The organism is Vibrio rotiferianus (assembly GCF_002214395.1).
In the GTDB taxonomy this organism is placed as follows: Bacteria; Pseudomonadota; Gammaproteobacteria; order Enterobacterales; family Vibrionaceae; genus Vibrio; species Vibrio rotiferianus.
The window spans coordinates 799,599-825,351 of the sequence record NZ_CP018312.1; the positions used below are offsets into that span (position 1 = coordinate 799,599).

Consider the following 25,753-nt stretch of genomic DNA (forward strand, 5'->3'; position numbering starts at 1 on the left):
TTAACAGATAACAACAAAGGCGCTCAATGAGCGCCTTTTTATTGGTGTTTTTCTTGGTATTGCTGTCGAGATTTAGACCTGGTCGAAGAAAGTCACTTTAGGCTCGCTAACCAGTAAGTCTTCAATCTCCTTCAATAGGGCTTGAAAGTGCGCCGTGTTACAATGTGAGTCAAACGCGGCTTGGTCTGCAAACTGCTCTTGAAACAAGAACTGGCTTGGGTTGTTTTTATCTTGGAACAGTTGGTAACGCAGGCAACCCGGCTCATTACGAGTAGGTTCTAGCATGCCTTCTAGCGCTTGCTTGAGTTGCGAAATAGAGTCTGTTTTAGCATGAAATGCAGCCGTTAAATGAATCATTGTTGTGTTCACTTCTTTGTCGTTATGAAAGATTTCGTTTTTATAGGTAACGACCTTGACGTTGCAAGAACTCAATCTTGTAGCCGTCTGGATCGGTAATAAAGAAGAATGTCGCCAGGTGCTTTTGTTGGTGATCAAACGCTTTAATGTCACTCGCCTCTATGTCTAAGTTCTTTAGGCGTTGATGGGCGGCCTCGATATCTTCGACACTGACAGCGAGGTGGCCGTAACCAGTACCATGAGTATACGGCTCGCTCTGATCATGGTTGTGGGTAAGTTCGAGTTCGAAGCCCGTTTCTGGGTTGGCCAAATAGGTAAGAGAAAACCCGTCGAAGATATATTGGTCTTTGATTTCTAGCTCAAGTGCATTGCTGTAAAACTTAAGAGAACGCTCCAGATCACTTACGCGGATCATGGTATGAATCATTTTTGTCATGAGTACTCCTTATTAGTGCGCCCAGACTAGTCATTTTTCGGGAACAATAGGTAGTACTCAAGTACGACAATCAAATAGGGGCTTAGTTAAGTTCGCTGAGCGCGCTTTCAATCGTTGCTTGAGGTTGGCGTGCATAAGTAAGGCAAGCACAACGTAGCAGGGAAGCGAAATTGTTGACTTCACCATTGTGCTTTAACGCTTCTTGGTAAACGGTGCTGATGAACTTAGGCACCGTCATCTCTTGCGCGGAAGCAATCTCTTCAAGAATTAACCAAAAGCTCGATTCTAGTTTTACGCTGGTGGCATGCCCATCAATGCGGATAGAGCGGGTGATAAACTGATAATTTTCTTGGGGTTGTTTAGCAAATATTTCGCACATGTGATGTTGTTCGTTTTACAAATGAACCGAAGATATTGGAGCTTGAGAAGCGTAGCGTCAACCGTTTTGAGTACAAAAAACGCCCTCAAGTGAGGGCGTGGAAGTGCACCAATGTAGTCAGTGCGGAGCATGGATTATTTGATTTGCTGGATAAGGTATTCACCAAGTTGTGAGTGATGCATTATCTTCGATACTGGCAGAATGGTACCCGCTGGTCCCCAAGCGAACACATTGACTGGTGTATGCGTGTGTGTGCCGGTTCCCCAAACGGTATTTTGTTTAGTGGCTTGTTCACGAGCTAGCAAGTTACCCCTGTCGTTGTATGGGAAAAATGCATCAAAGTCATTAATGGCTGGGACAGTTTCTTCACTCAAGTACTTATGGCTAGCTAAGCGGTACGGGTTAGGTTGACTTGCTAGTACGCGTTCTGCTTGCTCTGGAGTAATAGAGAAATCGCTGTTGGCGTTCACAATGTCAGCCAGCCTTTCAGGGGTTTGCTGCGCTTTATCAAGTTTTTGGAACTCGCTGATCATGCCGTAGTAGCTTTGCTTTTGATTGTAGAGGCCATCGAGAATATCGAACTGACCAAAGTTGAAGTTTGGCGCGTAATCACGCTTCGCGAAGGCTTCACCACTACGCTTTTCAGGCTTAGGAAGATTGGCTGAAGAGTAGCTGAAACCAAAAGAACCGGTTTCATGGTCGGCAGTGACGATCACTAGCGTATCCTCACGGTTTTTTGCCCATTCATAAACGGAATTTACGGCTTCATCGAACTTGATCAACTCATGCAGCATGGTGCCAGCATCGTTGCTGTGACCTGCCCAGTCAATTTGTCCGCCTTCTACCATCAAGAAGAAGCCGTCTTTGTCTTTTGAAAGCACATCTAACGCCTTCTCGGTCATCTCTTTGAGAGAAGGTTGGCTTCGTTTTGGATCATTTTTACTCTGGCTGTAGGCAATGCCATCATTCATGCCAGAGTAAGCAAATAGGCCGAGTACTTTGTCGCCTTTCGCTTTCTCAAGCATGTTGCGGTTGAATGCTAAGCTGTAACCCTGCTGTTGAGCTTCGGTGAGTAAGTTACGTTCATCTTTGCGCTTCGATTTTAGGTAAACATCACCTTGAGTGAGTTTCTCAAGTTGCTTGTAGGTATCGCCTTTGTCGTTGGTTGATTTTGGAATCCAATGACGAAGCCCACCAGAAAGCATCACATCAACGCCAGTTTCTAGCATGTCGACTGCAATGTTGTTCTCAAGTGAGCGATGAGGCTGGTGCGAGGCAAAAGCCGCGGGTGTGGCGTGCGTCATTCGGGTATCCGATACTAAGCCCGTCGCCTTACCTTTTGCTTTTGCTTTTTCCAAAATAGTTTCGACATGGTTGCCTTGGCTATCGATACCAATCACTTCAGAAGCGGTGGGGATACCAGTCGCAAGCATGGTCGCAGAACAGGCTGAATCTACAACAATGGCGTCTTCAGGGTTTGTCAAAGAGGAGCCGATAACACCTTCTTGGGCGAGTTTGTAGAGCGCGGTGGTTTCACCTTGGTAAATTGAGTTCGGTGCGTGGTTCGCGTAGGTTTCTAGCAAACCAACTTGTTGAGGGCCCATGCCGTCACCAATCATCAAGATAACGTTTTTGATTTCTGCCGATAGGGCATTGAAAGAGAGCGTCGAAGCCGCCATTGCGGTTACGATTGGGGTCACTAAGTGCTTCATTGTATATTCCTTATTTATAAAAGCGCTGGCATTACAACAAGGATTGATGAAGAAAATACTACAGTAACAAAAGATTCATATGAAAGTCATTGCGATGTTCTAGGGTGACAATAAAAAAAGCTCACCGAAGTGAGCTTTGAATTACGTTTAGGAGTTGAAAGTCATGAGCTAAAGTTACACCGCGTAAGCAGTACTTTGGGCCACGATTTGATTAAACTCGGCTCTGGACTGCTGGGCAGCTTCCGATAACTCGAGTTTTCTCTCTTTTGCTTTTACCACGTTATCCAATAGGGTTTGCAACTCCTCTTGCATCTCCTGAGGTAAGTGATGGTCTGCAAAATCACTGTCGTCACTATGCTCAAGAGCAAAAGCGCGAATACGTTTACGAAGTCTCATTAATTCAGCCAGCGCGTCACGCTCCTCTTCAGCTGCTTCTTGAGCAGCATCGCGTGCGCGTTCAAATTGTGCCATTGCCATCCCTTCGGTTGACCAAGGATCGAATTCTGGCAGCTCTTCAATGTTGATGGTCGGCTCTACGTAATCTTCCTGATGGCGAATATCCAGTGTGGTAGCGCGAACCGCTGATACCATCAACATGATGGAAATTCCTAGCAGAGGTAAGCCACCAACGATCGCTGCGGTTTGTAGCGTGCTTAGACCACCCATGAACATCAGAACGGTAGGAAGGAAAGACAGCGTGAATGCCCAGAACATACGGTTCCAGCGCATTGGTTCTTCTGTCACGTTGTTTTGCACTACAGAAGCAAGAATGTAAGAAATGGAATCAAACGTCGTCGCAGTAAAGATAATGCAAAGCAGCGTAAAGACTGCAATGACGAAGTAGCTCATTGGCAATGCATCAAGCATAGAAAATATTGCAGCTGTAGCACCTTCAGCATTTAAGATTCCCACGACGTCTAACTCCCCTGACAGCTGCAGAGACAAGCCATAGTTGCCTAGAATCATGAAGAATAGGAAGCAACCCAACGAGCCAAAGAAGATTGATCCGGAAACCATTTGTTTGATCGTGCGGCCACGAGAAATACGTGCAACAAACAGGCCCATGCTTGGTGCGAACACTAACCACCATGCCCAGTAGAAAATCGTCCAATCTTGTGGGAAGTGGGTATTGTCGAATGTACCGTAACCACCGAATGGTTCAGCCCAAGTCGCCATCACGAAAAAGTTCGATAGCATACGGCCAATCGAATCCAAACCCGTCTCCAGCATGAAGATAGTTGGGCCTAAAGCTAACACAAAAGCGAGTAGCCCCATGGCACCCCAGAAGTTAATGTTACTTAGGACTTTGATGCCTTTTTCCATACCTGCGTAAGAAGAGTAAGCAAAAATAGCGGTACAGATTAAAAGTACTAACACTTGGCTGTAGGTGTTCTTAGGCATGCCGAACAAGTAATGTAGACCTTCACCAATCAAAGGTGCCGCCAAGCCCAAACTGGTTGCTGCACCGCCAAGTAGGCCAAAGATAAATAGTACATCAACAATCTTGCCCGCTTTACCTTTACTGCGCTCTTCGCCAAGCACTGGCATCAGCGCACTGGAAACTTTCAGTACAGGCTGTTTACGTACGTAGAAAAAGTAGGCGATAGGTAATGCTGGAATAAGGTAGATAGACCAAGCAATTGGCCCCCAGTGGAACAGACCGTACGTTGCAGCCCAACGAACGGCTTCTTCACTGCCTGGCTCTAGTTGAAAAGGAGGAGATTGGTAGTAATAAGCCCATTCGATACAGCCCCAGTAAAGAATGCTGGCACCAATACCACCACAGAACAGCATCGCCGCCCATGAGGCTGTAGTAAACTCTGGCTTTTCGTCTGGGTCGCCTAGCTTAATTTGCCCCATGTCGCTGAATACCACGTAAATCATAAAGATAAAAGCGGCAAGCCCAAGTGCAAGGTAGAGGAAGCCGAGCTTGTCGGTCATAAAGGTCTTCGCAACCGCAATCCATTCTGCACCTTCAGCTGGAAACAAAATTAAAGGGAAAACAATCGAAAGGAGAAGCGCAATTGCGCCGAAAAAAGTGGGTTTGTCTATAAGAGAAAATGCGTCTTTCACAGTTCATCATCCGTTAATGAATAGTTACCCATTATGGACTTGGACAAAAAACGCGTTCAAATGAGGTTACTTGTCGTAACGAAAGAAACTCTTGTTTAATCTTTTGATTTTTGGGTGGATTTTAAACATTATCCAAAAAAGCTAAACAAGCGCTAAGATGATTCCACCAACGGTGAGTGCTGCTGAAAGGTATTGACCCGCAGAGTAGGAGTCATCCTCTTCTTCTTTAATCTTATCCGGATGATCCATGCCTAACGCACCATGGGCGAATGACTCAACTTTGTCTCCCACGGTTTTGTTTTCAGCTTTGACTTCGTGGCCATTTTGGTCGATGTCTTGCAGCGCGGCTAACAAGGCTTTGCCTTCATCAGACAAGGTCACCTTATTTTTCTCTATTTGTAATGGTTTAGGCGCATCATCACTACCAGCAACTTTGTTAGCTTGTATCTTAGCTGGCTGACTGGAATATGCATTGACCGAGTTGCTTCCTACTGGATTCATCTGTTACCCCTTCGAACAACAGCACTCCTTCTATGAGTGCAGGTAAAAAGCAGTTATTTCTATATCGGCGGCAATGGATAATTCTTGAATCAATCAAACAAAAAATAGGTCTGCTTTTGCCGCCTCTGGTTTATACCCAGAAATTAAAGCAAAAAACAGACCTATTTTTCTTTATCGATTGTAAGGTATTTCGGATTACTTACATTGAAGGTCGTTGTTTCGTTTCGTGAGGTGTTTGTACGCCGCCATACGATTCGCGTCTTGTACGTAGCGTACTGGTGGATCAAGGACCTCAAGTTGGTAATCAGAACCATCAGACGTAATGTCCGCAGTAGGCGTAATAACTGCGACGTTTAAATCTGGGTTGCGATTCAAGATAGATGTTGCTGTGCCTAAACCACCTTCGGTGTGGAATTTACCAGCAACATGAACCACTTGAGCCCCTGGGTGTTTTTCTAAGTATTTTACGATGGATTCCGCCATGGTCTCGTCCCATGTAACCTGAGCTGCGTATTGCTTCTCGGTCTGTTCTGGCTTGCCATGGTGCATGGATGCCATGAACTTTTCTTTGTATGGGCTGTTTGCGGTGTTGACTTCATTTGCAACAAAACTGCGCTCGTCAGAATCGAGCTTATCTAGGTAGTCGATACCTTGGCGTCCAATACAACGCACAATGTCTTTTGGCGCATTTGATGCGATCACAGGAATCTCCGCTTGCTTAGCAAGCTCCACCAATGGGCGGTAGTCACTTTCGTAATTTGGCCAAGCATTACTTTGCTTCATGAAGTACTGCTCGCCGATTTCGCCGTTTAGGTACGAATCCAAGATTACTTGCTTGTCGCGTGTGACCTGTTCCATTGAAAGAGCAAGGGGGCGGTTAGCAGAAGATAACTGCTTTAGCATGTCGGTCTGAAATCGGTGGACACCTGCATGTGTATGCCATTCACCAATTAAAATTACGTCAGCTTGCTGTAGTTCAGGGGGCAGTTGATTGACGGAGATAACTTCACCGGATGGATCATGAAGTTGGTAGTCATAGAAACTGGATACGTTATTTTCAGTAACGTTAGGAGTTGTTGGTGTGTTAGATACACAGCCAGTGAGCAAGCCTGCAAAAATCAGACTCAATGTAGTAAAGCGCATTAAAAAGCCTCCAAAAATGTCCGAGTGATATTAATGGAGGCTGGCAGATGAATCAATGCTAATGAGAATAATTTACATTACAATCTATTGTTCGTTGCTTGATTGAGCTGCTTTCTTTCGATAAACGCGCAGCATAAAGTCAGCCTCACATTGGAAAAGTGTAGATGACTTTAATTCTTCGCGAAGTTCATCGCTGGCTTTCCATGCAAATGGGGTCATTTGTAGTAGGTCAAATGCTACGCCGTCTTTTAAGTCCATGGTGTAGTTGAGCTTTTGTTGATGCTCTAATTCAAACCCGTCAATGCTCTCAGGCTCTTCATTATGTAGGCGCACTTCTTGATAGATACGTTCACGGAATTGATACAGGTGACGACCCGCAGGAGTGACGGTAATGACGACGCCATTATCCTTGATGACGCGCTGAAGTTCTTCTGCCTTACATGGCGCGTAGATACGTAAAACCGCATCGAGAGATTGCTCGGAAAATGGTAGACGGTGGCTAGATGCCACGCTGAAATCACAGTTCGGGTAGCGCTTAGATGCATAACGAATCGCTACTTTAGAGATGTCCAAACCGTATACATTGGCCGCTTCATTTTGAGCGTGCAGAGATTGCTGAACTTGGTCAGTGTAGTAGCCTTCACCACAGCCGATATCCAAAAGCTGGTGGTCAGTGCCCTCAGCGTATTTTGCACATAGGCGAGCCACTTCTTGGCGCATTGGATCGTAATGGTTACCTTCTAAAAAACGACGACGAGCCTGCATCATCTCTTTGTTATCACCTGGATCTTTTGAGCGTTTATGGTGAGCAGGCATCAGATTCACGTAGCCTTCTTTGGCTAGATCGAATTGATGATTGTTATCACATTTAAACGTCTTTGCTGTGAGCGTAAGAGCTTGATGACATAGAGGGCATTGATAGTTCATGACGATCTCTGGACAAATAGTAGGGCGGCAGATTCTATCAAAAAGGGATGCGGCAAGCGAAAGAAAAAGAGCCGAATATATCGGCTCTTTTGAACGGTTTTACTAACGAGTGCTTAGTGAAAGAAATCCACTTGTTGCTTCAAGTTCTGAGCTTGCTGCTGTAGTTCAGTAGCGCTTTGCGACGTTTTAGCGCTGGTGTCACGGCTTTCGCGGTTGAGTTCACTGATAGAGTGAGCGTTAGCAGCGATTTCTTGTGAAACTTGAGCTTGCTCTTCTGACGTTGCGGCAATGGCATCGGCTTGAGAGGCGATGGATTGTACTTGTCCTGCTATAGCTTCAAGTGCCGTACCAGCTTCTTGCGCCTTATCGAGTACTTTATTCGCATTTTGCTGGCTTTCGTTCATCATGGAGACCGCATTACTGGTTGAGCCTTTTAGCTTTTCAATGATCTCGACAACGTCTTTAACGGAAGTCTGTGTTCGGTGGGCTAGGGTACGAACTTCATCAGCAACTACGGCAAAACCACGACCTTGTTCGCCAGCTCGCGCGGCTTCAATTGCGGCATTGAGTGCGAGGAGGTTGGTTTGCTCTGCAATCTCATCAATCATCTTAGTGACGGTTTGAATGCTTTCACTGTCATTGTTTACTTGTTCGATGGCTGCTGCCGATTGATCAAGTTGGTCATTCAATTGTGCTACATCGATGCAGACACCTTCGACAACTTCCAAGCCAGATTGGCTGTCGGTGTTCGCAGAGCGAACGTTTACGGCAATCTGTTCCACTTGCTGTGCAACAGATTGAGCTGAGGATGCCATTTCTTCAATGGCCGTAACAACTTGTTCTACTTGCTCTTGCTGTAAGTCTGATTGCATAAGATTGCGGTTGGCATCATCAACAACGCTGGTTGAGTTACTTTCAACCTGATCGCTGGTGGTACGAATTTCCCCAACTAGATCATCGAGCTGGTTTGCCATATTGGCTACGCCATTGTTCAAATTGATGATTTCGTTATTGGATGCTTGACCGGTCGCAGGGATATCTATGCTGACTTCACCTTTGGCTAGTCGAGCCATGAAGCCATTTAGTACAGTGAGCGGCTTCAATGTTCGATTCAGCACGATAGTTAACACGATGAAGGTCGCCGCACCAACAATCACTGAAATAATGATGATCAGCTTAAGTAGAGCTTGGCTTCCTTTGGTCACCTCGTTGATAAAGGTGCCGCCAAGTAGCTTCCAGTTCCATCCCGGAACTTCGGTAAATACTAAGTATTTTTCACCAATGTTACCCTGATACTCGAACGGGTAGCGAATCAGACCACTTTGTTGCTCAAAAATTTGATGGAAAGGTTTGTTGCCGTTGTAGTCTGCTACATCAGTAATTGGCGGATCAGTCTCTTCATGGCTTGGATGAAGAAGGTAATGGCCTTGATTGTCTTTTTCGTTGTCAACGAGGATGGTGTAACCCGTGTCACCCCAACTTACCGATTCCAGTGATGCAAAAAGGTTTTGTGTTGCTTTTTCAACTGGCAGACCAATAAATGAAATACCGTTGACTTTACCATTCGAATCTTTCAGTGGCGCATAGTAGGTGATGTAACGTTCACCATACAGCTTGATCTGAGCGTAATAGGGCTGACCACTTCGAATTTTTTGGTAGCCTGGGTGATCAGAGCCTAGCGTTGTGCCAACAGCACGGTTTCCTTGAGGGTCCTTTAAAGAAGTTGATACTCGAATAAAGTCATTACCAAGTGGGGCGAAAATTGTCGCGATGGCGCCAGTGTCGCGAGTGAAGCTATCAACGAGTTTAGTATCTCCGATTAAGCTTTCACTGTATTGGGTAATATTTGGTACCTGCTTACCCATAAAATCAACGGAGTAACTTTCGACATATACACCGGCGAGGTAGCCATTACGAAAAGTTGACTCCAGTACTTCCGCAGTATGCAGGTAAGCATTGAATTGCCCAGCAATGGTTTTTGCCATGGATTCAACTTTAGATTGATGTTCTTTCAGAGTGCTTTCTAATAACACAGTTGAAGCGTTTTGATAAACAAGCGCAGCAATGCTTGAAAATGCGACGAGTAGACACAGCGTGATCACCAGCTTGAGCTGGAAACCGACACTTTGATTTCTATAGTTGTCTAGCATGTAGTGTCTTTCCTGATATTGGTTAAAGTTATGATTTCTGTATCGGCATGCTAACGATTTATATGATGAGTTTTTTTGATATTTATTAAGTTAATTGTCAAAAGTATGAGCAACCAATAGCTTAGATAGGAAATGACCGCTTGATTGCTCAGTTTATTTCAGAAAGAACGGATGAATCGCCACTCTGGATAGCGATCTTTTTGTATTCATTCAATTCGTCGGTTAGATGGTGAGAAAAAGAAAACTCATACCTTCGGTTTCGGTCACGTTAATCCATGTTTTTTCTAGGTATTGTTGCTTCTTTCCTAGCGTTTAGTAGAAGCCGATATGACGAAAAAAATCATTCTAGACACAGACCCAGGTATTGATGATGCAATGGCAATTCTTTTTGCTGAAGCGCATCCAGATATAGAGTTAATGGGCATCACGACGGTTTATGGTAATGCGACGATAGATAATGCGACTCAGAATGCCCTTTACCTAAAACAGAAGTTTGGTATGAATGCTCTGGTTGCTAAAGGGGCAGATAAGCCTTTAGTGAAAGCCCCTGTTGGAGCCACGGTTGTCGTACACGGTGAAGCCGGCTTTGGTGATGTAAAAGCGCCGAGTTCACTGGATGTGAGTGCCATTGACACGCCAGCCTATCAGTACATCATCGACAGCGTTAGAGCAGAACCGGGAGAAATCACCTTGGTGGCTGTTGGCCCACTTACCAACCTTGCGCTTGCACTCGAAGCGGACCCTGAAATCGTGAATTTGGTGAAAGAAGTGGTTGTGATGGGCGGCGCTTTTGGCGAGAACGATCATCGAGGCAATGTTACGCCATACGCTGAAGCGAACATCCATGATGACCCTCATGCTGCAGACAAAGTATTCACAGCTTCTTGGCCTGTTGTGATCATTGGTTTAGATGTGACAGAAGAGAGTTTCTTTACGGGGCAATATCTTGATCAACTAAGAGAGGACGCAGGAGAGGTAGGGCAGTTTATCTGGGATGTCAGTCGCTACTACTTGAAGTTTTACTCTGAGAAGGTAGGAATGGATGGCTGTCATGTTCATGACCCTTCCGCGATTGCTTATGTGATTGAACCTGAACTATTCACGTTCCGTAGTGGTGCCGTCAGGGTGGTCACTGATGGGCCAGCAGAAGGAATGACGATTCAGAAAATCGACCAACGCAAATATATGCATGATGAGTGGAGTGCTTTCTCTGCGCAAAACGTTGGCGTCGGTGTGAAAAGCGATACACTGCTTTCGCTTTATCGAGAGTCTATTATTCGTTATTCCGAACGATAATGGAGTGAGGTTATCTGTAATAGTCGATAACTTGCACGGATAGCCTCTCGTTGCCTGACTCTACGGGAAGAGTAAAAGTATTCGACGCTGGGTATTGATTTTGATTGTCGTAGGTAAGCCCCTCAATCTTCTTGAACGGTTTGCCTTCAGCGTAGAACATCTCAATGCTTACTGCCGTTTTCTCGTCCGCGGAGACTTGGAAGCGGCAAATTCCGGTTGGGCAATAGACTAGAAATTGTTTTGGTGACAACTGCTTGTATTCGGAGACGTTTTTCTCTGCGTGTAACAAGACCTCAGAGCTAGCACAGCCAAACAATAAGCTTGTAAGAAGTGATATTGAATAAATGTGGTATTTCATGGTTGCTCCATCGTCTCAATTCGCTTTGATTGGTCTTAGTATGGAATTGTAAAAAAGGCCGGGTGAACCGGCCTTTAAAATTGGATTACTGCGCAGAAATCACAGTGATAAGCTCGTGCGTCTCGCCAGGTTGAAGCGTTTTGCCTTGCTCGATACTTGGAGCGTGAACCGTCGACTCAACACACATCATGGTTTGGTAACCGTTGTCAGCCATATCACCCATGCCTTGCGCGCCCTCTGCCCAAGGGTTCCACAATACTGCCGAGTTATGACCTTGGTTCTCTACGCTCAATGTGCGGCCTAATACTGGATCTTTCACCAAAATTTGCGCTTCTGGTTGAGTGTAAACACGGTCGATAGTATCGGTTAGCTGAAGAACTTCGCCACCTTTGCAGATTTCACCTGCTTTTAGGCTATCGATGTATTCAGGACCCATACCTGTTGTTTGTGCTTGGTTGATGTCACCGACATTTAGGTAAGTGTGCAGCGCGCCAGAGAATGTCCACTCTTCATCATCGATGTTCATGACTTTCAATGTCACTTTTAGCTCGTCGTTGATCTCAACAACTAGGCGAGCATCGAACATGTGTGGCCAGATATCGTGAATCTCTTCAGTTGGGAACAGAGCCAGTTCAACGATCACGCCATTGTCGTTCTCACGGTGTTCAACTAATTCCCATTCTGCAGTGCGTGCAAAGCCATGTGCTGGCGCAGCAACGCGGCCAAACCAAGGCCAACAAACTGGAATGCCACCACGCAGTGCCGCTTTACCATCAAAGATTGCTTTCTCGCTCATCCAGATCAGATCTTCTTGGCCTGCTGGTGTAAACGATACGACATGACCGCCGTGTAGTGCGATGCCTGCAGTGGCCTTCTCATGAATAACGCGGACGACTTTAACCTGATCGATTTCTACGATTGTCACGTTGTCAGATAGAACCGTTAGGGCAGGGAGAGTTTTTAAATCCATGTGCTGTTTCCTATAGCTGGGGGAGAGACTTTGCGACACACTTCATACATCAAATGTAAAACAGAGTCTGTCTTCTCTCAAATTCCAGATACAAAAAAGGCGACTCTAGAGCCGCCTTTTCTTTAACGAAGTTATTCGCTAATTGCTAACTGTCTAATTACTTAGAGATGTGAGCGATTAGGTCTAGAACTTTGTTTGAGTAACCGATTTCGTTGTCGTACCAAGATACAACTTTAACGAAGTTTTCAGTTAGAGCGATACCAGCTTTAGCATCGAATACTGAAGTTTGAACTTCGCCGATGAAGTCTTGAGAAACAACTTGGTCTTCAGTGTAGCCTAGAACACCTTTTAGTTCGCCTTCAGAAGCTTCTTTCATTGCTGCACAGATAGCTTCGTAAGATGCGCCTTTCTCTAGGTTAACTGTTAGGTCAACTACAGAAACGTTAGCTGTTGGTACGCGGAAAGCCATACCAGTTAGTTTGCCGTTTAGTTCTGGAAGAACAACGCCTACAGCTTTAGCAGCACCAGTTGAAGATGGGATGATGTTCTGAGAAGCACCACGACCACCGCGCCAGTCTTTAGCAGAAGGACCGTCAACAGTTTTTTGAGTTGCTGTAGTAGCGTGAACTGTAGTCATAAGACCAGATACGATACCGAACTTGTCGTTAAGAACTTTAGCGATAGGCGCTAGACAGTTAGTAGTACAAGAAGCGTTAGAAACGATGTCTTGACCAGCGTAAGTGTCTTGGTTAACACCCATAACGATCATTGGAGTCGCGTCTTTAGAAGGACCAGTTAGAACAACTTTCTTCGCACCAGCAGTGATGTGCTTACGTGCAGTCTCGTCAGTTAGGAAAAGACCAGTTGCTTCAGCTACTACGTCAACGTCGATAGCATCCCATTTTAGATCTTCAGGGTTGCGCTCTGCAGTTACACGTACAGTTTTACCGTTAACGATTAGGTTACCGCCTTCAACTTCAACAGTACCGTTGAAACGGCCGTGAGTTGAGTCGTACTTAAGCATGTATGCCATGTAATCTACGTCGATAAGGTCGTTAATACCTACAACTTCGATGTCGTTGCGCTCTTGCGCTGCACGGAATACGAAACGACCGATACGGCCAAAACCGTTAATACCTACTTTGATAGTCATTATAGTTGCTCCACAACTTAATTTCTGATTAAAGATAACTGGTAGTAAAATTACAGAATCCAGTAAACATCTGCAACAGATAATCGGACTTAACTTGTTTAAAGTCAAAAAAAAGCGACGCTTTTTTTAACAATTCTTCGCAAATGCTCGTTTTTTAAACTTTTATCTAGTTATTCTACATTCCAGTTGGCGTAATATAACTTTTGAGATAAGTACTCGTATCAAATTAATTACACATGGTGTCCTGGTGAGAAAGTATGTGCTACAACTGTTACGAGAAGCAAGTTTTTTGCTCAAAAAGTCATTGCCAAAAATAAGAAAGAAGGAAATGAATGCTGTGAAGAAAGATGGAATAAAAGTAACGAAGTCCGATGAGTACTGGCGTGAGCAGTTATCTGTTGAGGAATATCATGTCTGTCGTGAGCAAGGTACTGAACCTCCATTTAGCGGCAAGCTGCTCCATAACAAAGATACCGGAGTGTATGCATGTACCTGCTGTAATGCGCCTCTTTTTGTGTCCGACAACAAGTATGATTCCGGCTGTGGGTGGCCAAGCTTTGATGCACCAATAGATAATGATGCGATTCGTTATTTGAAGGACTTAAGTCACGGAATGGTTCGAACTGAGATACGTTGTGCGGCATGTGATAGCCATCTAGGTCACGTTTTTGAGGATGGTCCGGTGTCTACCGGTGAACGCTACTGCGTCAACTCGGTGTCGTTAATTTTCAACAAATCAGAACAATAGTCGCAATATATAATGTAAGAATGTTTCATCCTTTCATTTTTCATTCATAACAAGTGAGTGGCTGCTTACCAAAATGCAAGAACACCCTAAAAAGGGTGTTCTGTTCAATTAATTATTACCTTATTCAGCTTGGTTAAGCAGCTATTCAAGGTTAGTAGGAATGAGGCTTGGGTGATAACGGCCTTTATCAATCGCCTTTGCGACGTTACCTGCTATATCGTCAAGCGAGTCATATTTGCTTGCATCGGAAAAGTTAAACATGACTTTTAGGTTTTTTTCTGAGGCGACTTGCACATCAAATCGCTTCGCTACCATCGTCCAAATGTAAGCACGTTCTTTTCTGTTCAAACCTTGATGGATACTTGCCATAGACTTGAGGATCTCAGGGTTCACTTTTCCGTCCTGAGCCAGAGACAATGCCTTATCGAGAATAGTGATAGTCTTTTCTTGATCGCGAGTTGTGTAAAAAGTGGCTAAAGCGAACTGCAATTCGGCAGTATCTAAAGCTGTCGTTCCTTCCATTTGCAAGAATCGTCGTCTCGCATTGTTGTCACCAGTTTGAGACCAAAGAAAGTACAGCGTTGATGGATCTGATGTAGATTGTAAATCATTAACAATGCGCTCTAGCTCATCAATACTATTAACTAAAGCATTGAAGCGTTGCCTTTTAAGTGCACTTTGGTCGATAGGGGTGATCTGAGAAGCGAGTTCTAGACATTTTCGGTACTCAGCAACCAGCTTATATTCTTGAACTTTATTTGCTTCTGTTGGGGCTTTCATTACTTCAAAGCGGTGCCATACCAAATTGGTACGCGGAATACGGCACTGCCCATCGCTCATGTTGAGCTGTTCGCAACGAAGTTCAGGATTCTTTTCGCACAGCTCTTCGGTTGTTAAGTTTCCTTCAAAGCAGCCAGTGAGTAATAGAGAAAAGGTGGTTGCAACTAGCCAATTTGTACGTTTCATCATTTTGCTTGTGATCCGTTACACCAATTTATTTGTGTTGTCTTGACTCTGTTTAGTATCCGGTTATTTTCTGTGATGAAAATGTAATAAAAAGGTACATGATGAACGCAGAACAATTACTAAACGCGATAACCCCAGAAGTCTATGATCGCTTGGTTTATGCGGTCGAAACGGGTAGATGGCCTGAGGGTACACCACTTTCTCAAGAGCAGCGAGACTCATGTATGCAAGCTGTGATGTTGTTTCAATCTAAGCACAATACGGAAGCACAGCACATGACGGTTGCTGCAGGTGGGGAAATAAGCTTTAAGTCGAAACAAGAACTTAAGAAGCAGTTTTGTCAAGAAGAGGCAGATATAGTTAGAGTGAACCCAAACTTAGACTAAAATTTACGCCCCAAAAAGCCCAACGTATAAGTTGGGCTTAGCATTTGAAATGAGTTTACAGGCTCATTTCTCCTCTTAATACTTCCTGCATCTTGTCTTTGATTTGTTCGTAAGACAGATCTTGGCTTAACAAGTAGTGCAGTTTTGCTAGCGCTGCTTCTGGCGTCATATCAAAGCCGCTGATAACACCTGACTCCGCAAGAGCACAGCCTGTTGCATAGCCACCCATGTTGACTTTACCCGCCAGACATTGAGTGAGGTTCACGACGATGACTCCGCGCTCAGATGCTTCTTTCAGATGGCCAAGTAATTCTGGATTTTGTGGTGCATTGCCCACCCCAAACGTCAGCAGGATCATCGCGTTTACAGGCTGAAGTAGCGTGTTGCGAATTACTTCGTGCGAAATACCTGGGTACATAGTGATCACGCCAATAGGCTGTGGTGTGATGTTGTGTACTTTGAATTCACCTTCTGGCTTTGCCCCCACAGTAATGTTGTTGCTGATTTGGATATTGATACCCGCTTCCAGCAATGGAGGTAGATTAGGTGAAGTAAAGGCATTAAAGCCATCTGCATGAGACTTGGTACTACGGTTTCCGCGCATCAACTGGTTATTGAAGAATAATGTGACTTCGTTGATTGGGTAATTTGCCGCAATGTGTAGCGCGTTTAGCAGGTTCGCTTGACCATCCGAACGTAACTCCGCCAACGGGATTTGTGAGCCTGTCACGATAACGGGTTTGCCCAAGTTTTCTAACATGAAAGACAGCGCAGATGCCGTATACGCCATAGTATCGGTACCGTGAAGGATCACGAAACCATCGTACTTTTCATAGTTGTCACGGATGTCATCGGCGATCTGCTGCCAGTCTGCCGGAGTCATATCAGAAGAGTCGATCAGAGGCTCGTACTCATGGATCGTATAATCTGGCATCTCTGGACGGTGAAACTCTGGCATGCTAGCAAGTTGTTTTTCCATAAAACCTGCTACTGGTACGTAACCATGGTCATCGGATTTCTGCATACCGATGGTACCGCCAGTGTAAGCGATGTAGATGTGTTTTCTAGTCATCGTTATATTTAACTTTCATGTAGGGGAACAGTGGCGGGGATTATAGCGGAATGAAACCTAATAAAAAGGGGCATCTCGCACAGAGCTGCCCCTTTTAGACCATGATTCAGAGTGCTATTGCACTTGGCAAGTTAAACAGAATGCGTATTGGCCTTTAGGATCGTTGAAGCTTTGTAGCATACTTGCGTCTTGTTCGAACTGTTGAGCAATAGGTTGAAGGCTCTTCGGTAAAAAGCTTGTAGCGTCGATACCTAGAGACACTTTCACTTGGTTCATGAACTCTTGGATAAACTGCTCGGTAGGTGATAGAGGTTCTTCCACCCAGTAGATGCCGTAGTCAGTGATGTCAGCAAGCTGCGCTGCCAACTTAACGGCATCATCGAAATCACCCATTTGGTCCACAAGACCGAATGACATCGCATCTTGCCCAGTCCACACTCTACCTTGCGCCACCTTATCTACTTCTTCTAGTGACATATCACGATTAGTACCAACTAAAGAAATGAAACGCTTATAGCCATGCTCGATACCAAGCTGGAATGCGTCAGATGCGCCTTTAGAAAGACCAGTGGTAAAACCTTCACCGGAGAATGGGGATGTACCAACACCATCAGTGCTGATGCCAATTTTGTTGAAGCCTTTCTCGAATGTCGTAATGACACTGAAGATACCAATTGAACCTGTTAGCGTTGTTGGTTGAGCTACAATTTTATCGGCGCTCATAGAGATCCAGTAACCGCCTGAAGCCGCGAGGCTAGACATGGACACAACCACAGGTTTGCCCGCTTCTTTCAGTGCTTCGATTTCGTTGCGAATAACTTCTGAAGCAAATGCGCTACCCCCTGGGCTATCTACACGAAGAACCACAGCTTTTACTTTGTCATCGTTACGCGCTTGGCGAAGCAAGCTTGCCACTGTATCGCCACCAATTGTGCCACGCGGCTGCTGACCATCCATAATTGTACCGCTTGCAACGACAACCGCGACATCACTCTCTGGTAGTGAAAGGTCAGGACGCATAGTTACAAGGTAATCGTAGTAGCTCACTGCGTTATAGCTGTCTTTACCGTCACTGCCAAATTGTTCGGCGAACAACTTACGAATATCTTGACGGGTGGCGAGTTCATCAACCAAGCCTAACTTTTTCGCCAATTGGGCAATATCACCATCCACGGATTTCATTTGAGCTAGCAACTCGTCCATCGTCGGATTCAGAACTTTCACATCGATATTGCGGTTAGTGGCAACATCGTCCACAAAAGCGCTCCAAAGCTGCGTGATCCAACGTGTTGCTGATTCTTTTGCTGCATCTGACATATCATCGCGAATGAATGGCTCGATAGCAGACTTATAGGTACCTACGCGGAACACGTGTGTTGAAACGTCTAGCTTCTCAAGCAATGTTTTGTAGTACATCGAGTAAGAACTGTAACCCTTAATCAGTACACCGCCATCAGGAGCGAGATAAACTTTGTCTGCGTAACTTGCTAGGTAGTATTGGCTTTGGTTGTAAAAGTCACCAACGGCATAAATAGGTTTACCTGACGCTTTGAATTCATTGAGTGCTTTTGCGATATAACGAAGCTTCGTCAAGTTTGTTTCTGGCATATCGCGGAGCGCGAGTACTAGGCCGGATATCTTCGGGTCGTCTTTCGCGTAACGAATGGTATCGACGATGTCGAATAACACGTTCTCTTTCGGGATTTCGTTACCAAGAACTGAGCCAGCTATCGAATCCATCGGGTTTACATAGCGACGTTGTTCTACGATAGGGCCAGACAGGTTCATCACCAGCGCGGATTCTTTTTCAACGGTAGGTTGACCTTCGCCCGTGTAGGTAAAGGCAAAGTAGAAAACGGCAATCATCACTAGGAAGATCAAGTTTGCCAGTGCAAGTCTGACAAAGGTGATGGCTTTCCATATCCCCTTAAATATCAGACCAATAAATTTGAAGAGTTTTTTCATCTTGTCTCCATAACGAGATAGTCATTCCCTAATCTTACAAAGTATGGGTTCTTATCTCTAAGATCTCAAAAGATAACAATTTTTTTAGCTTATCACGGCAATTCAACAATTGGCATATTTTAACGTGAGATTGACGCGTGTTGCAAAAATGTAAACGGCTGTTTGATTTTTTGATTTTTGCGGCGTACTGTGGTCAGACCACAACAATAAAAATGGATGTTTAGTGATGTCTGCCATGTACCCGAACTTGTTAAAGCCACTGGACTTAGGTTTTACACAACTACGAAACCGTGTCCTGATGGGATCAATGCACACAGGCCTAGAAGAGCATAAAGAAGGTCTACAAAAGCTTGCCGCGTTTTATGAAGAACGTGCAAAAGGCGGTGTAGGTCTGATCGTGACGGGCGGTTTCTCTCCCAATCTACGTGGTCGATTACATCCTTTGAGTGCAGAGTTCAGTAAACCTAAGCACGCTAAAGCACACAAGGTAGTAACAGAAGCCGTACATAAACATGGCGGTAAGATCGCTCTGCAAATCCTTCATGCTGGGCGCTATGCAATGCACCCATTCGCACAAAGTGCGTCAGGCATGAAAGCGCCAATCGCGAAGTTTGCCCCAAGTGAAATGAGTGCTCGCCAAATTAAAAATACCATCGAAGCATTTGCTAATAGTGCAGAGCTGGCTCAGCTAGCTGGCTATGATGGTGTTGAACTGATGGGCTCTGAAGGTTATTTGATTAACCAATTCTTATGTAAACGTACCAACATGCGATATGACGAATGGGGTGGCAGTTATAAAAAACGTATGCGCTTCCCGGTTGAAATCGTTAAAGCGGTACGTAAAGCGGTCGGTGAAAAATTCATTATTATCTTCCGTCTTTCAATGCTTGATTTGGTCGAGCAAGGAAGCACGTTTGAGGATGTAATTGAGTTAGCGAAAGCGTTAGAAGAAGCAGGCGTAACCATTATCAACACGGGTATCGGTTGGCACGAAGCACGTATTCCGACCATTGCCACTCAGGTTCCTCGTGGCGCATTCACGTGGGTGACAGAGAAAGTCAAACCTCATGTGTCAGTGCCTATTATCACCTGTAATCGTATCAATACCCCAGACGATGCCGAACGTATTCTCTCATCTGGGCAAGCAGATATGGTCTCAATGGCGCGACCTTTCTTAGCTGACCCGTATTTTGTTGCCAAAGCGGAGCAAGAGAAATCTCAGTTAATCAATACGTGTATTGGCTGTAACCAAGCCTGCTTGGATAATGTTTTCAAAGGTAAGCGCGCAAGCTGCTTGGTTAACCCGCTGGCGTGTTACGAAACGGAAATCGTTGTTGAAGACGCTTTCAAGAAGAAAAACATTGCTGTAGTCGGTGCTGGACCTGCGGGTTTGGCTTGTGCGACGACACTGGCTGAGCGTGGGCATAAAGTTGATTTGTTTGAGAAGAATGATCGCATTGGCGGTCAGTTCCGCTTGGCCATGCAGATTCCGGGTAAAGAAGAGTTCCGTGAGACTATTCGTTACTTTGCAAACCGCATTGAAGAAACGGGTGTGAATCTGCATCTAGAGACAGAAGCCAATTATGATTTACTTACTGAGTACGATGAAGTCGTTATGGCATCAGGTGTTGAGCCACGTAAAGTCAAAATCGATGGTATTGATAACCCAGAGAAAGTCGTCGACTACCAAACGTTGATTCGAGATAAAACCCCAGTTGGTGAGAAAGTCGCGATCGTCGGTGCTGGTGGTATTGGTGTGGATGTTGCCACCATGATTACAGAGCCAGTCGGCCAAACACTTGATGATTGGCTGCATGAGTGGGGCATCGATAAAGAGATGTCTCAACCGGGTGGTTTGTATCCTTATCCAGATGCTGTGAGCGATAAAGAAGTGTGGGTGCTTCAACGTCGTAAGGGGCGTGTAGGTAAAGGCCCAGGTAAAACGACCGGTTGGATTCACAAACGTACATTAGAGAAGCGCGGTGTTCATCTGTACGGTGGCGTATCGTACGACAAAATTGATGATGCGGGTTTACATATCCATGTGAATGGCAAAGAGCAGTTGTTAGAAGCCGACAAAGTGGTGATTTGTGCTGGTCAAGAGTCAGTTCGCCCATTCGAAGATAAATGGCATGAATTGGGAGAGAAGCTGCATATCATCGGTGGTGCCGATCATGCTGGTGAACTGGATGCGGTTCGGGCCATTCGTCAAGGCGTCAAATTAGCAGTGAAACTCTAACTCCTCGACACATATCTTAATTTTTCATTCGTTCTTAACTTTTATAGCTGCGCCAAGTGCGCAGCTTTTTTTGTTTCTAAGTCCCTATAAAACAGAGTGTTATTTGGGAAAGTGGATTATGCTAAAGTGAGTTGCGTAAAAAATAATAACTCAATCAAATAAGGATTTGCTCATGGAAGCTCTCGAACTTTTGCTCAACCGTCGTTCTATTGCCAAGTTGTCTGAGCCCGCACCAGAAGGTAAAGCGCTTGAAAACATCATTCGAGCAGGTCTACGAGCCCCTGATCATGCAGCGCTAACACCTTGGCGTTTTGTTATTGCTCAGGGTGATGGCCTGAAAAGGCTGTCTGATATTCTGGTTAAAGCAGCAGAGGCGGAAGAGAGTGATGAGGCGGTTGTTGAGAAAGTGAGAAATGCCCCTTTCCGTGCTCCTATGGTAGTTACTATTATTGCTAAAGTGACAGAGCATGAAAAAGTGCCTGCAATTGAACAGTACCTTTCTGCCGGTTGTGCTGCACAAGCTATGCAGATGGCAGCGGTGGCTCAGGGTTTCCAAGGTTTCTGGCGTTCAGGTAAGTGGATGTTCCATCCAGAAGTACACCAAGCTTTTGGCCTTGAAGGCGAAGACCAAATCGTCGGCTTCTTATACTTGGGGACACCAGGTTGTACCCCAATGAAGGTACCTCAAAGAAACCTCTCTGATTATGTCGAGTTTCTTTAATCAAAGGATGATTATTACTGTTTATCTGTACAGTTCTTCTTGATTTATTAGGGCGACATTGGATAATGTGGCCCTAATTGTTTTTACTTCCAAGTCCTTATGTCTCGTCTGTTTATTGCTGAAAAACCAAGCTTAGGTCGCGCGATCGCGGCGGCTTTGCCAAATCCCCAAAAGAAAGACCAAGGCTTCATCCGTTGTGGTAATGGAGATGTGGTCACATGGTGTATTGGCCACTTGTTAGAGCAAGTCGAGCCCGATGCTTATGACGAACGTTATAAGAAATGGAATATGGCAGATTTGCCTATCGTTCCACAGCAATGGCAACTGAGACCGCGAAAAAGCGCGAGTAAACAGCTTACGGTGATCCGTAAACTCCTCAAAGACGCGACAGAGGTTATCCACGCAGGAGACCCAGACCGAGAAGGTCAATTGTTGGTGGACGAGGTTCTGGATTACTGCAAGCTTTCCAAAACTAAGAAAGAAGCTACACAGCGACTTCTTATCTCTGACTTGAACTTACCCGCGGTAAAGCGTGCGTTAAGCTCAATGCGTAGCAATCGTGATTTTATTCCTCTTTCTGTGTCGGCTCTGGCCCGTTCTCGTGCTGATTGGCTTTACGGAATGAATATGTCTCGCGCTTATACCTTACTGGGACAAAAAGCGGGCTATCAAGGTGTTTTATCTGTGGGGCGTGTGCAAACACCAGTGCTCGGTTTGGTGGTGCGCCGAGATGAAGAAATCGAAAACTTTGTACCCAAAGATTACTTCACGTTGCATGCTCTGATCCCGTATCAAGATCAAAATGGCTCGTTTGATATTCGTGCGCGCTGGAAGCCAAGTGAAGCCTGTAAGCCATGGCAAGATGAGGAAGGGCGTGTTCTCAGCAGAAGGCTGGTCGAGAACGTGGCGAACCGCATTACCAACCAACCTGCGAAAGTGACCGAGTCGGAACAAAAGCAAACCAAGCAATTTGCACCACTACCATATTCATTATCAGCATTGCAGATTGATGCTGCCAAGCGTTACGGCATGAGTGCGCAGCAGGTGCTGGATACTTGTCAGGCGCTGTATGAGAAGCACAAGCTGATCACGTACCCACGTTCTGATTGCCGTTACTTACCGATGGAGCATTATTCGCAAGCGGGATCAGTGACTTCTGCTATTGCTAACAATGCCAAAGAGTTACAAAGCGCGGTGCAAGGTGCTGACTTATCGATTAAGTCTAAAGCGTGGAACGACAAAAAGGTAGATGCTCACCACGCAATCATTCCAACACCAAAACAAGCAAATGTGAACGCGTTATCTGGCAATGAGATGAAGGTATATCAACTTATTGCACGACAATACTTGATGCAGTTTTATCCGGCAGCGGTTTATGCTGAGGCGAAGCTGGTGTTTGATATTGCTGGTGGTATGTTTATCGCCAAAGGTCGTCAGCTTGTATCGCCGGGCTGGAAAGCGTTAATGGGGAAAACGGATAAAGAAGATGATGGCATTGATGCGGTTCCACCGTTAGCAGAAGGGAGCGTACTGACTTGTCGTGAAGGTGAAATTAAAGATCGTAAGACTGAACCACCAAAGCACTTTACAGAAGCAACACTGCTTCAGGCCATGACGGGTATCGCTCGTTATGTTGCAGACAAAGAATTGAAGAAGATATTGCGCGAGACGGATGGCTTAGGAACGGAAGCGACTCGAGCCGGTATTCTGGATACGCTGTTTAAGCGCCAGTTGCTGACTCGTCAGGGTAAATCGATTTTGAGTTCGCCAGCGGGGCGTGGCTTGATTCATGCGCTACCAATGGATGCGACTTATCCTGATATGACAGCGCATTGGGAGCACCAATTACAAGGAATGGCAGAACGAAATCAAGCGTATCAGCCTTTCATGCAAGCGTTAGAACAGCGTATTGATGGATTGATGGGCGAAGTGAAATCGGGTCCGATTCCTGATTCTTTACGTCATCTTCCTAAAGTAGAGCGACCAGCATTCAAGCGTAAGAAGCGCAGCTATTCGAAAGGTGGTACATCGAAATCAACCTCCGGCAAACGTAAGTCTTCTTGAGACAGTAAAAGCGGCATTGATGAGTGCCGCTATTTATTTTTCAAATGGACAGTGAATTCTAATCAAACAAATCGTTCACCCTATCTCAATTGCTTGGGTATGGCGTTTCCCTAAATTTCTTAAACTACAAATTGGCTCATGATTCTCACTGAAATGAAGCAACTTTCCGTTGCCTCGCTGTAACTTATTACCAAATAGAGCTACCAAGGCAATTGTGTTCCGTCGTAGTTAATAAACTGGCCAGAATTTGCTTGCGTGCTTTGCTCAATGACTTTTGCTAACCCTGCAGCAGAGGTTTTAGTGTCGATAAGCGCATTTGGTCCGCCCATTGCAGTGCGTACCCAGCCAGGATGAAGCGCAAGCACAGTGAACCCCTCATCGGTTAAATCGTTACTTAAGCTCTTAACAACGGAGTTGAGTGCCGCTTTAGAAGAGCGGTAGATGTAGCCACCACCAGAGGTGTTTTCAGTCATGCTTCCAACTTTAGAAGAGATACACGCAACCTTCTTCGAGCTACCTTTTTGTAGCAGCGGGTAAAAAGTTTCCACTAGTTTTAATGGTGCGATGGTATTTATCTCGAAGACCTTTCGCCATTCCTCGATATCAGTGTTACCAAAGCCATAGCCTTTAGGACCGTAGTAACCAGCGTTGTTAATCAGCACGTCGATAGCCGGTAACTTGCTAGCTAACTCTGCGACTTGCTGGTAATTAGTGACGTCCAATTGATGCAAAGTTAATGTGCGGTAGTTTGATGCTAATGCTTGTAGCTCTGAACTCTCTGCTAGGTTACGGCTAGTCGCGTGTACTTGAGCACCTTGTTGTAAATACAGTTCAGCTAAACTCAAGCCAATACCGCGATTCGCACCAGTGATAAAGACTGTTTGACTCATGGAAATACCTATCTATCTGATTCAATGAGGTTACTAGGAGATAGAATCATTGTGTTAGCTTAAGGCGATAAAATCAACTAACCACCACGCACCTAGCATCATCGACATGAATAGAGATATCGCGCAGAAAGAGCCAAAGAAAGTACCAAGGATCGTATATAGGGTTTTATTCATAACAGAAGGAAATTAATTGATATTGAAAATCATTATTAATTAATTTCCTTTTTATTCAACTCTTGGAGTTGGTACTATTTCACAACGATTTATGAAAAGAATGTCTCATGCTACCCCTTATCTATCACCCTATTTACTCACAACTTGAGCTGCCAGAAGGCCATCGCTATCCGATAATGAAATATCACTATCTCTATCAAGCGGTAGTGGAGAAGCTTGCGACCAAAGGGTGGGGAGAACAAATTGAATTCTTCCAACCAAACCCTTTGAGTGTGGATGATATCAAACGCGTTCATAGTGGAGAGTACGTTGATTTATTGGTGACGGGGGCTATACCGGCAGTCAAAATGCGTCGAATCGGGTTCCCTTGGAGTGAGGCCCTTATCGCTCGGACACTCACGTCGACAGCAGGTACGGTATTGACAGCAGAGATGGCGCTAGAGCATGGCGTCGCGATTCATCTCAGCGGCGGTTATCATCACGCACACAAAGACTTTGGTAGTGGCTTCTGTCTTTTCAATGATCTTGCTATCGCGGCGAAGCACATGCTGGATCATGACCATATTGACAAGGTGATGATCATTGATAGCGATGTACACCATGGTGACGGAACGGCCACTCTGTGCGAGGACGAACCAGACATCATCACGTTGTCTTTCCATTGTGATAAGAACTTTCCAGCGAGAAAGCCAGATTCCGATCTTGATGTCCCTTTGAGTCGTGATACCAATGATGAAACGTTCTTAATGACGTTTAAAGAAGTGGTTGAAATGGCGATTAACTTATATCGTCCAGACATGGTGATTTACGATGCTGGTGTGGATATTCATACCGACGATGAACTGGGTTATTTTGACGTGTCGACGGAAGGCATATTTGAGCGAGACCGCTTCTTAATGCAGTTAATGAAAGACAAAGGTATTCCTGTCGCGGCCGTCGTTGGTGGCGGGTATCGAAGTGACCACGCTGACTTGGTGCCTATCCATATGCAGCTTGTTGAATCTGCAGAAAGCGTGTTTCTCCATAAGTAAGAAGTTATAGCCTTGGCATCTATACTTAGAGTAAGTATTGGT

The 25,753-nt window shown here is 45.2% G+C and carries 23 protein-coding genes; 7 read left to right on the plus strand and 16 right to left on the minus strand.

Translation table 11 applies throughout. The features are described from left to right. Positions 1–72: 72 nt before the first annotated feature. From BSZ04_RS12820 to BSZ04_RS12860, 9 genes are all read right to left on the minus strand, one after another. On the minus strand, positions 73–357 hold the full coding sequence (locus BSZ04_RS12820) for a putative quinol monooxygenase (protein WP_088880518.1): 285 nt from the start codon (positions 355–357) through the stop codon (positions 73–75). Between the two features lie 40 nt (positions 358–397). After that, positions 398–793, minus strand: a complete 396-nt coding sequence (locus tag BSZ04_RS12825) for a VOC family protein (RefSeq protein WP_010449489.1) — start codon at positions 791–793, stop codon at positions 398–400. Positions 794–875: 82 nt separating this feature from the next. Further along, positions 876–1,172: a ribbon-helix-helix domain-containing protein gene (locus tag BSZ04_RS12830; protein WP_045393533.1), complete on the minus strand. Its 297-nt coding sequence runs from the start codon at positions 1,170–1,172 to the stop codon at positions 876–878. Between the two features lie 134 nt (positions 1,173–1,306). Next, positions 1,307–2,884, minus strand: coding sequence for an alkaline phosphatase (locus BSZ04_RS12835; RefSeq protein WP_088880519.1), 1,578 nt, complete (start codon positions 2,882–2,884; stop codon positions 1,307–1,309). 174 nt (positions 2,885–3,058) lie between these two features. After that, positions 3,059–4,957 (minus strand): BCCT family transporter, encoded by a 1,899-nt coding sequence (locus BSZ04_RS12840; protein ID WP_088880520.1) that lies wholly within the window; start codon positions 4,955–4,957, stop codon positions 3,059–3,061. 141 nt (positions 4,958–5,098) lie between these two features. Then, a complete protein-coding gene (locus BSZ04_RS12845) occupies positions 5,099–5,458 on the minus strand; it encodes a hypothetical protein (RefSeq protein ID WP_045393540.1) in 360 nt (119 codons plus the stop codon). Between the two features lie 195 nt (positions 5,459–5,653). After that, positions 5,654–6,601: a ChaN family lipoprotein gene (locus BSZ04_RS12850; RefSeq protein WP_088880521.1), complete on the minus strand. Its 948-nt coding sequence runs from the start codon at positions 6,599–6,601 to the stop codon at positions 5,654–5,656. Between the two features lie 84 nt (positions 6,602–6,685). Continuing rightward, complete coding sequence (rlmA, locus tag BSZ04_RS12855; RefSeq protein ID WP_010449482.1) at positions 6,686–7,528, minus strand: 23S rRNA (guanine(745)-N(1))-methyltransferase; 843 nt, start codon at positions 7,526–7,528, stop codon at positions 6,686–6,688. A gap of 113 nt (positions 7,529–7,641) precedes the next feature. After that, positions 7,642–9,678: a methyl-accepting chemotaxis protein gene (locus BSZ04_RS12860; protein ID WP_088880522.1), complete on the minus strand. Its 2,037-nt coding sequence runs from the start codon at positions 9,676–9,678 to the stop codon at positions 7,642–7,644. Positions 9,679–10,005: 327 nt separating this feature from the next. Between BSZ04_RS12860 and BSZ04_RS12865 the strand changes: the two genes are divergently transcribed. Continuing rightward, on the plus strand, positions 10,006–10,974 hold the full coding sequence (locus BSZ04_RS12865; RefSeq protein WP_088880523.1) for a nucleoside hydrolase: 969 nt from the start codon (positions 10,006–10,008) through the stop codon (positions 10,972–10,974). Positions 10,975–10,984: 10 nt separating this feature from the next. On the opposite strand, the gene BSZ04_RS12870 is transcribed toward BSZ04_RS12865, so the two are convergent. The 3 genes from BSZ04_RS12870 to gap all read right to left on the minus strand — a co-directional run bounded on the left by BSZ04_RS12870 (position 10,985) and on the right by gap (position 13,455). Continuing rightward, the gene (locus BSZ04_RS12870) at positions 10,985–11,332 is read right to left on the minus strand and encodes a spore gernimation protein (protein ID WP_071234630.1); all 348 of its coding nucleotides are present in this window, start codon (positions 11,330–11,332) and stop codon (positions 10,985–10,987) included. 85 nt (positions 11,333–11,417) lie between these two features. After that, entirely contained in the window at positions 11,418–12,302 is an 885-nt protein-coding gene (locus BSZ04_RS12875; RefSeq protein WP_088880524.1) for a D-hexose-6-phosphate mutarotase, read from the minus strand. Positions 12,303–12,459: 157 nt separating this feature from the next. After that, positions 12,460–13,455, minus strand: a complete 996-nt coding sequence (gap, locus tag BSZ04_RS12880; RefSeq protein ID WP_010449472.1) for a type I glyceraldehyde-3-phosphate dehydrogenase — start codon at positions 13,453–13,455, stop codon at positions 12,460–12,462. A gap of 328 nt (positions 13,456–13,783) precedes the next feature. Here gap and msrB point away from each other — a divergent pair, with 328 nt between their 5' ends. Further along, the gene (msrB, locus tag BSZ04_RS12885) at positions 13,784–14,203 is read left to right on the plus strand and encodes a peptide-methionine (R)-S-oxide reductase MsrB (protein ID WP_010449470.1); all 420 of its coding nucleotides are present in this window, start codon (positions 13,784–13,786) and stop codon (positions 14,201–14,203) included. Positions 14,204–14,344: 141 nt separating this feature from the next. Here msrB and BSZ04_RS12890 read toward each other — a convergent pair whose 3' ends face one another. Further along, entirely contained in the window at positions 14,345–15,169 is an 825-nt protein-coding gene (locus tag BSZ04_RS12890) for a DUF2989 domain-containing protein (RefSeq protein WP_088881596.1), read from the minus strand. A 101-nt stretch (positions 15,170–15,270) separates the two neighbouring features. Between BSZ04_RS12890 and BSZ04_RS12895 the strand changes: the two genes are divergently transcribed. Continuing rightward, positions 15,271–15,555: a YeaC family protein gene (locus BSZ04_RS12895; RefSeq protein ID WP_038884303.1), complete on the plus strand. Its 285-nt coding sequence runs from the start codon at positions 15,271–15,273 to the stop codon at positions 15,553–15,555. Between the two features lie 55 nt (positions 15,556–15,610). Here the strand turns inward: BSZ04_RS12895 and ansA are convergent, their stop codons facing one another. Both ansA and sppA read right to left on the minus strand, forming a co-directional pair. Next, positions 15,611–16,627: an asparaginase gene (ansA, locus tag BSZ04_RS12900; protein ID WP_010449463.1), complete on the minus strand. Its 1,017-nt coding sequence runs from the start codon at positions 16,625–16,627 to the stop codon at positions 15,611–15,613. A gap of 114 nt (positions 16,628–16,741) precedes the next feature. Next, positions 16,742–18,592: a signal peptide peptidase SppA gene (gene sppA, locus BSZ04_RS12905; protein ID WP_010449461.1), complete on the minus strand. Its 1,851-nt coding sequence runs from the start codon at positions 18,590–18,592 to the stop codon at positions 16,742–16,744. A gap of 226 nt (positions 18,593–18,818) precedes the next feature. On the opposite strand from sppA, the gene BSZ04_RS12910 reads away from it, so the two are divergent. From BSZ04_RS12910 to BSZ04_RS12920, 3 genes are all read left to right on the plus strand, one after another. Then, positions 18,819–20,831, plus strand: coding sequence for an NADPH-dependent 2,4-dienoyl-CoA reductase (locus tag BSZ04_RS12910; RefSeq protein ID WP_010449460.1), 2,013 nt, complete (start codon positions 18,819–18,821; stop codon positions 20,829–20,831). A 172-nt stretch (positions 20,832–21,003) separates the two neighbouring features. Beyond that, positions 21,004–21,552 (plus strand): NAD(P)H nitroreductase, encoded by a 549-nt coding sequence (locus BSZ04_RS12915; protein WP_088880525.1) that lies wholly within the window; start codon positions 21,004–21,006, stop codon positions 21,550–21,552. Between the two features lie 99 nt (positions 21,553–21,651). Next, on the plus strand, positions 21,652–23,616 hold the full coding sequence (locus BSZ04_RS12920) for a DNA topoisomerase III (RefSeq protein ID WP_088880526.1): 1,965 nt from the start codon (positions 21,652–21,654) through the stop codon (positions 23,614–23,616). A gap of 200 nt (positions 23,617–23,816) precedes the next feature. On the opposite strand, the gene BSZ04_RS12925 is transcribed toward BSZ04_RS12920, so the two are convergent. Further along, positions 23,817–24,506: an SDR family oxidoreductase gene (locus BSZ04_RS12925; RefSeq protein WP_088880527.1), complete on the minus strand. Its 690-nt coding sequence runs from the start codon at positions 24,504–24,506 to the stop codon at positions 23,817–23,819. Between the two features lie 281 nt (positions 24,507–24,787). Here BSZ04_RS12925 and BSZ04_RS12930 point away from each other — a divergent pair, with 281 nt between their 5' ends. Then, the gene (locus tag BSZ04_RS12930) at positions 24,788–25,711 is read left to right on the plus strand and encodes a histone deacetylase family protein (protein WP_088880528.1); all 924 of its coding nucleotides are present in this window, start codon (positions 24,788–24,790) and stop codon (positions 25,709–25,711) included. Positions 25,712–25,753 lie beyond the last annotated feature (42 nt).

Excerpts from the sequence above, each read along its gene's own strand:
- BSZ04_RS12830 (WP_045393533.1), bottom strand. The coding sequence starts at position 1,172 with ATGTGCGAAATATTTGCTAAACAACCCCAAGAAAATTATCAGTTTATC.
- gap (WP_010449472.1), bottom strand. The coding sequence starts at position 13,455 with ATGACTATCAAAGTAGGTATTAACGGTTTTGGCCGTATCGGTCGTTTC.
- ansA (WP_010449463.1), bottom strand. The coding sequence starts at position 16,627 with ATGACTAGAAAACACATCTACATCGCTTACACTGGCGGTACCATCGGT.
- BSZ04_RS12820 (WP_088880518.1), bottom strand. The coding sequence starts at position 357 with ATGATTCATTTAACGGCTGCATTTCATGCTAAAACAGACTCTATTTCG.
- BSZ04_RS12930 (WP_088880528.1), top strand. The coding sequence starts at position 24,788 with ATGCTACCCCTTATCTATCACCCTATTTACTCACAACTTGAGCTGCCA.
- sppA (WP_010449461.1), bottom strand. The coding sequence starts at position 18,592 with ATGAAAAAACTCTTCAAATTTATTGGTCTGATATTTAAGGGGATATGG.
- BSZ04_RS12910 (WP_010449460.1), top strand. The coding sequence starts at position 18,819 with ATGTCTGCCATGTACCCGAACTTGTTAAAGCCACTGGACTTAGGTTTT.
- BSZ04_RS12920 (WP_088880526.1), top strand. The coding sequence starts at position 21,652 with ATGTCTCGTCTGTTTATTGCTGAAAAACCAAGCTTAGGTCGCGCGATC.
- BSZ04_RS12875 (WP_088880524.1), bottom strand. The coding sequence starts at position 12,302 with ATGGATTTAAAAACTCTCCCTGCCCTAACGGTTCTATCTGACAACGTG.
- BSZ04_RS12870 (WP_071234630.1), bottom strand. The coding sequence starts at position 11,332 with ATGAAATACCACATTTATTCAATATCACTTCTTACAAGCTTATTGTTT.
- BSZ04_RS12890 (WP_088881596.1), bottom strand. The coding sequence starts at position 15,169 with ATGAAACGTACAAATTGGCTAGTTGCAACCACCTTTTCTCTATTACTC.
- BSZ04_RS12865 (WP_088880523.1), top strand. The coding sequence starts at position 10,006 with ATGACGAAAAAAATCATTCTAGACACAGACCCAGGTATTGATGATGCA.
- BSZ04_RS12850 (WP_088880521.1), bottom strand. The coding sequence starts at position 6,601 with ATGCGCTTTACTACATTGAGTCTGATTTTTGCAGGCTTGCTCACTGGC.
- BSZ04_RS12835 (WP_088880519.1), bottom strand. The coding sequence starts at position 2,884 with ATGAAGCACTTAGTGACCCCAATCGTAACCGCAATGGCGGCTTCGACG.
- rlmA (WP_010449482.1), bottom strand. The coding sequence starts at position 7,528 with ATGAACTATCAATGCCCTCTATGTCATCAAGCTCTTACGCTCACAGCA.
- BSZ04_RS12895 (WP_038884303.1), top strand. The coding sequence starts at position 15,271 with ATGAACGCAGAACAATTACTAAACGCGATAACCCCAGAAGTCTATGAT.
- BSZ04_RS12825 (WP_010449489.1), bottom strand. The coding sequence starts at position 793 with ATGACAAAAATGATTCATACCATGATCCGCGTAAGTGATCTGGAGCGT.
- BSZ04_RS12860 (WP_088880522.1), bottom strand. The coding sequence starts at position 9,678 with ATGCTAGACAACTATAGAAATCAAAGTGTCGGTTTCCAGCTCAAGCTG.
- BSZ04_RS12845 (WP_045393540.1), bottom strand. The coding sequence starts at position 5,458 with ATGAATCCAGTAGGAAGCAACTCGGTCAATGCATATTCCAGTCAGCCA.
- msrB (WP_010449470.1), top strand. The coding sequence starts at position 13,784 with ATGAATGCTGTGAAGAAAGATGGAATAAAAGTAACGAAGTCCGATGAG.
- BSZ04_RS12925 (WP_088880527.1), bottom strand. The coding sequence starts at position 24,506 with ATGAGTCAAACAGTCTTTATCACTGGTGCGAATCGCGGTATTGGCTTG.
- BSZ04_RS12915 (WP_088880525.1), top strand. The coding sequence starts at position 21,004 with ATGGAAGCTCTCGAACTTTTGCTCAACCGTCGTTCTATTGCCAAGTTG.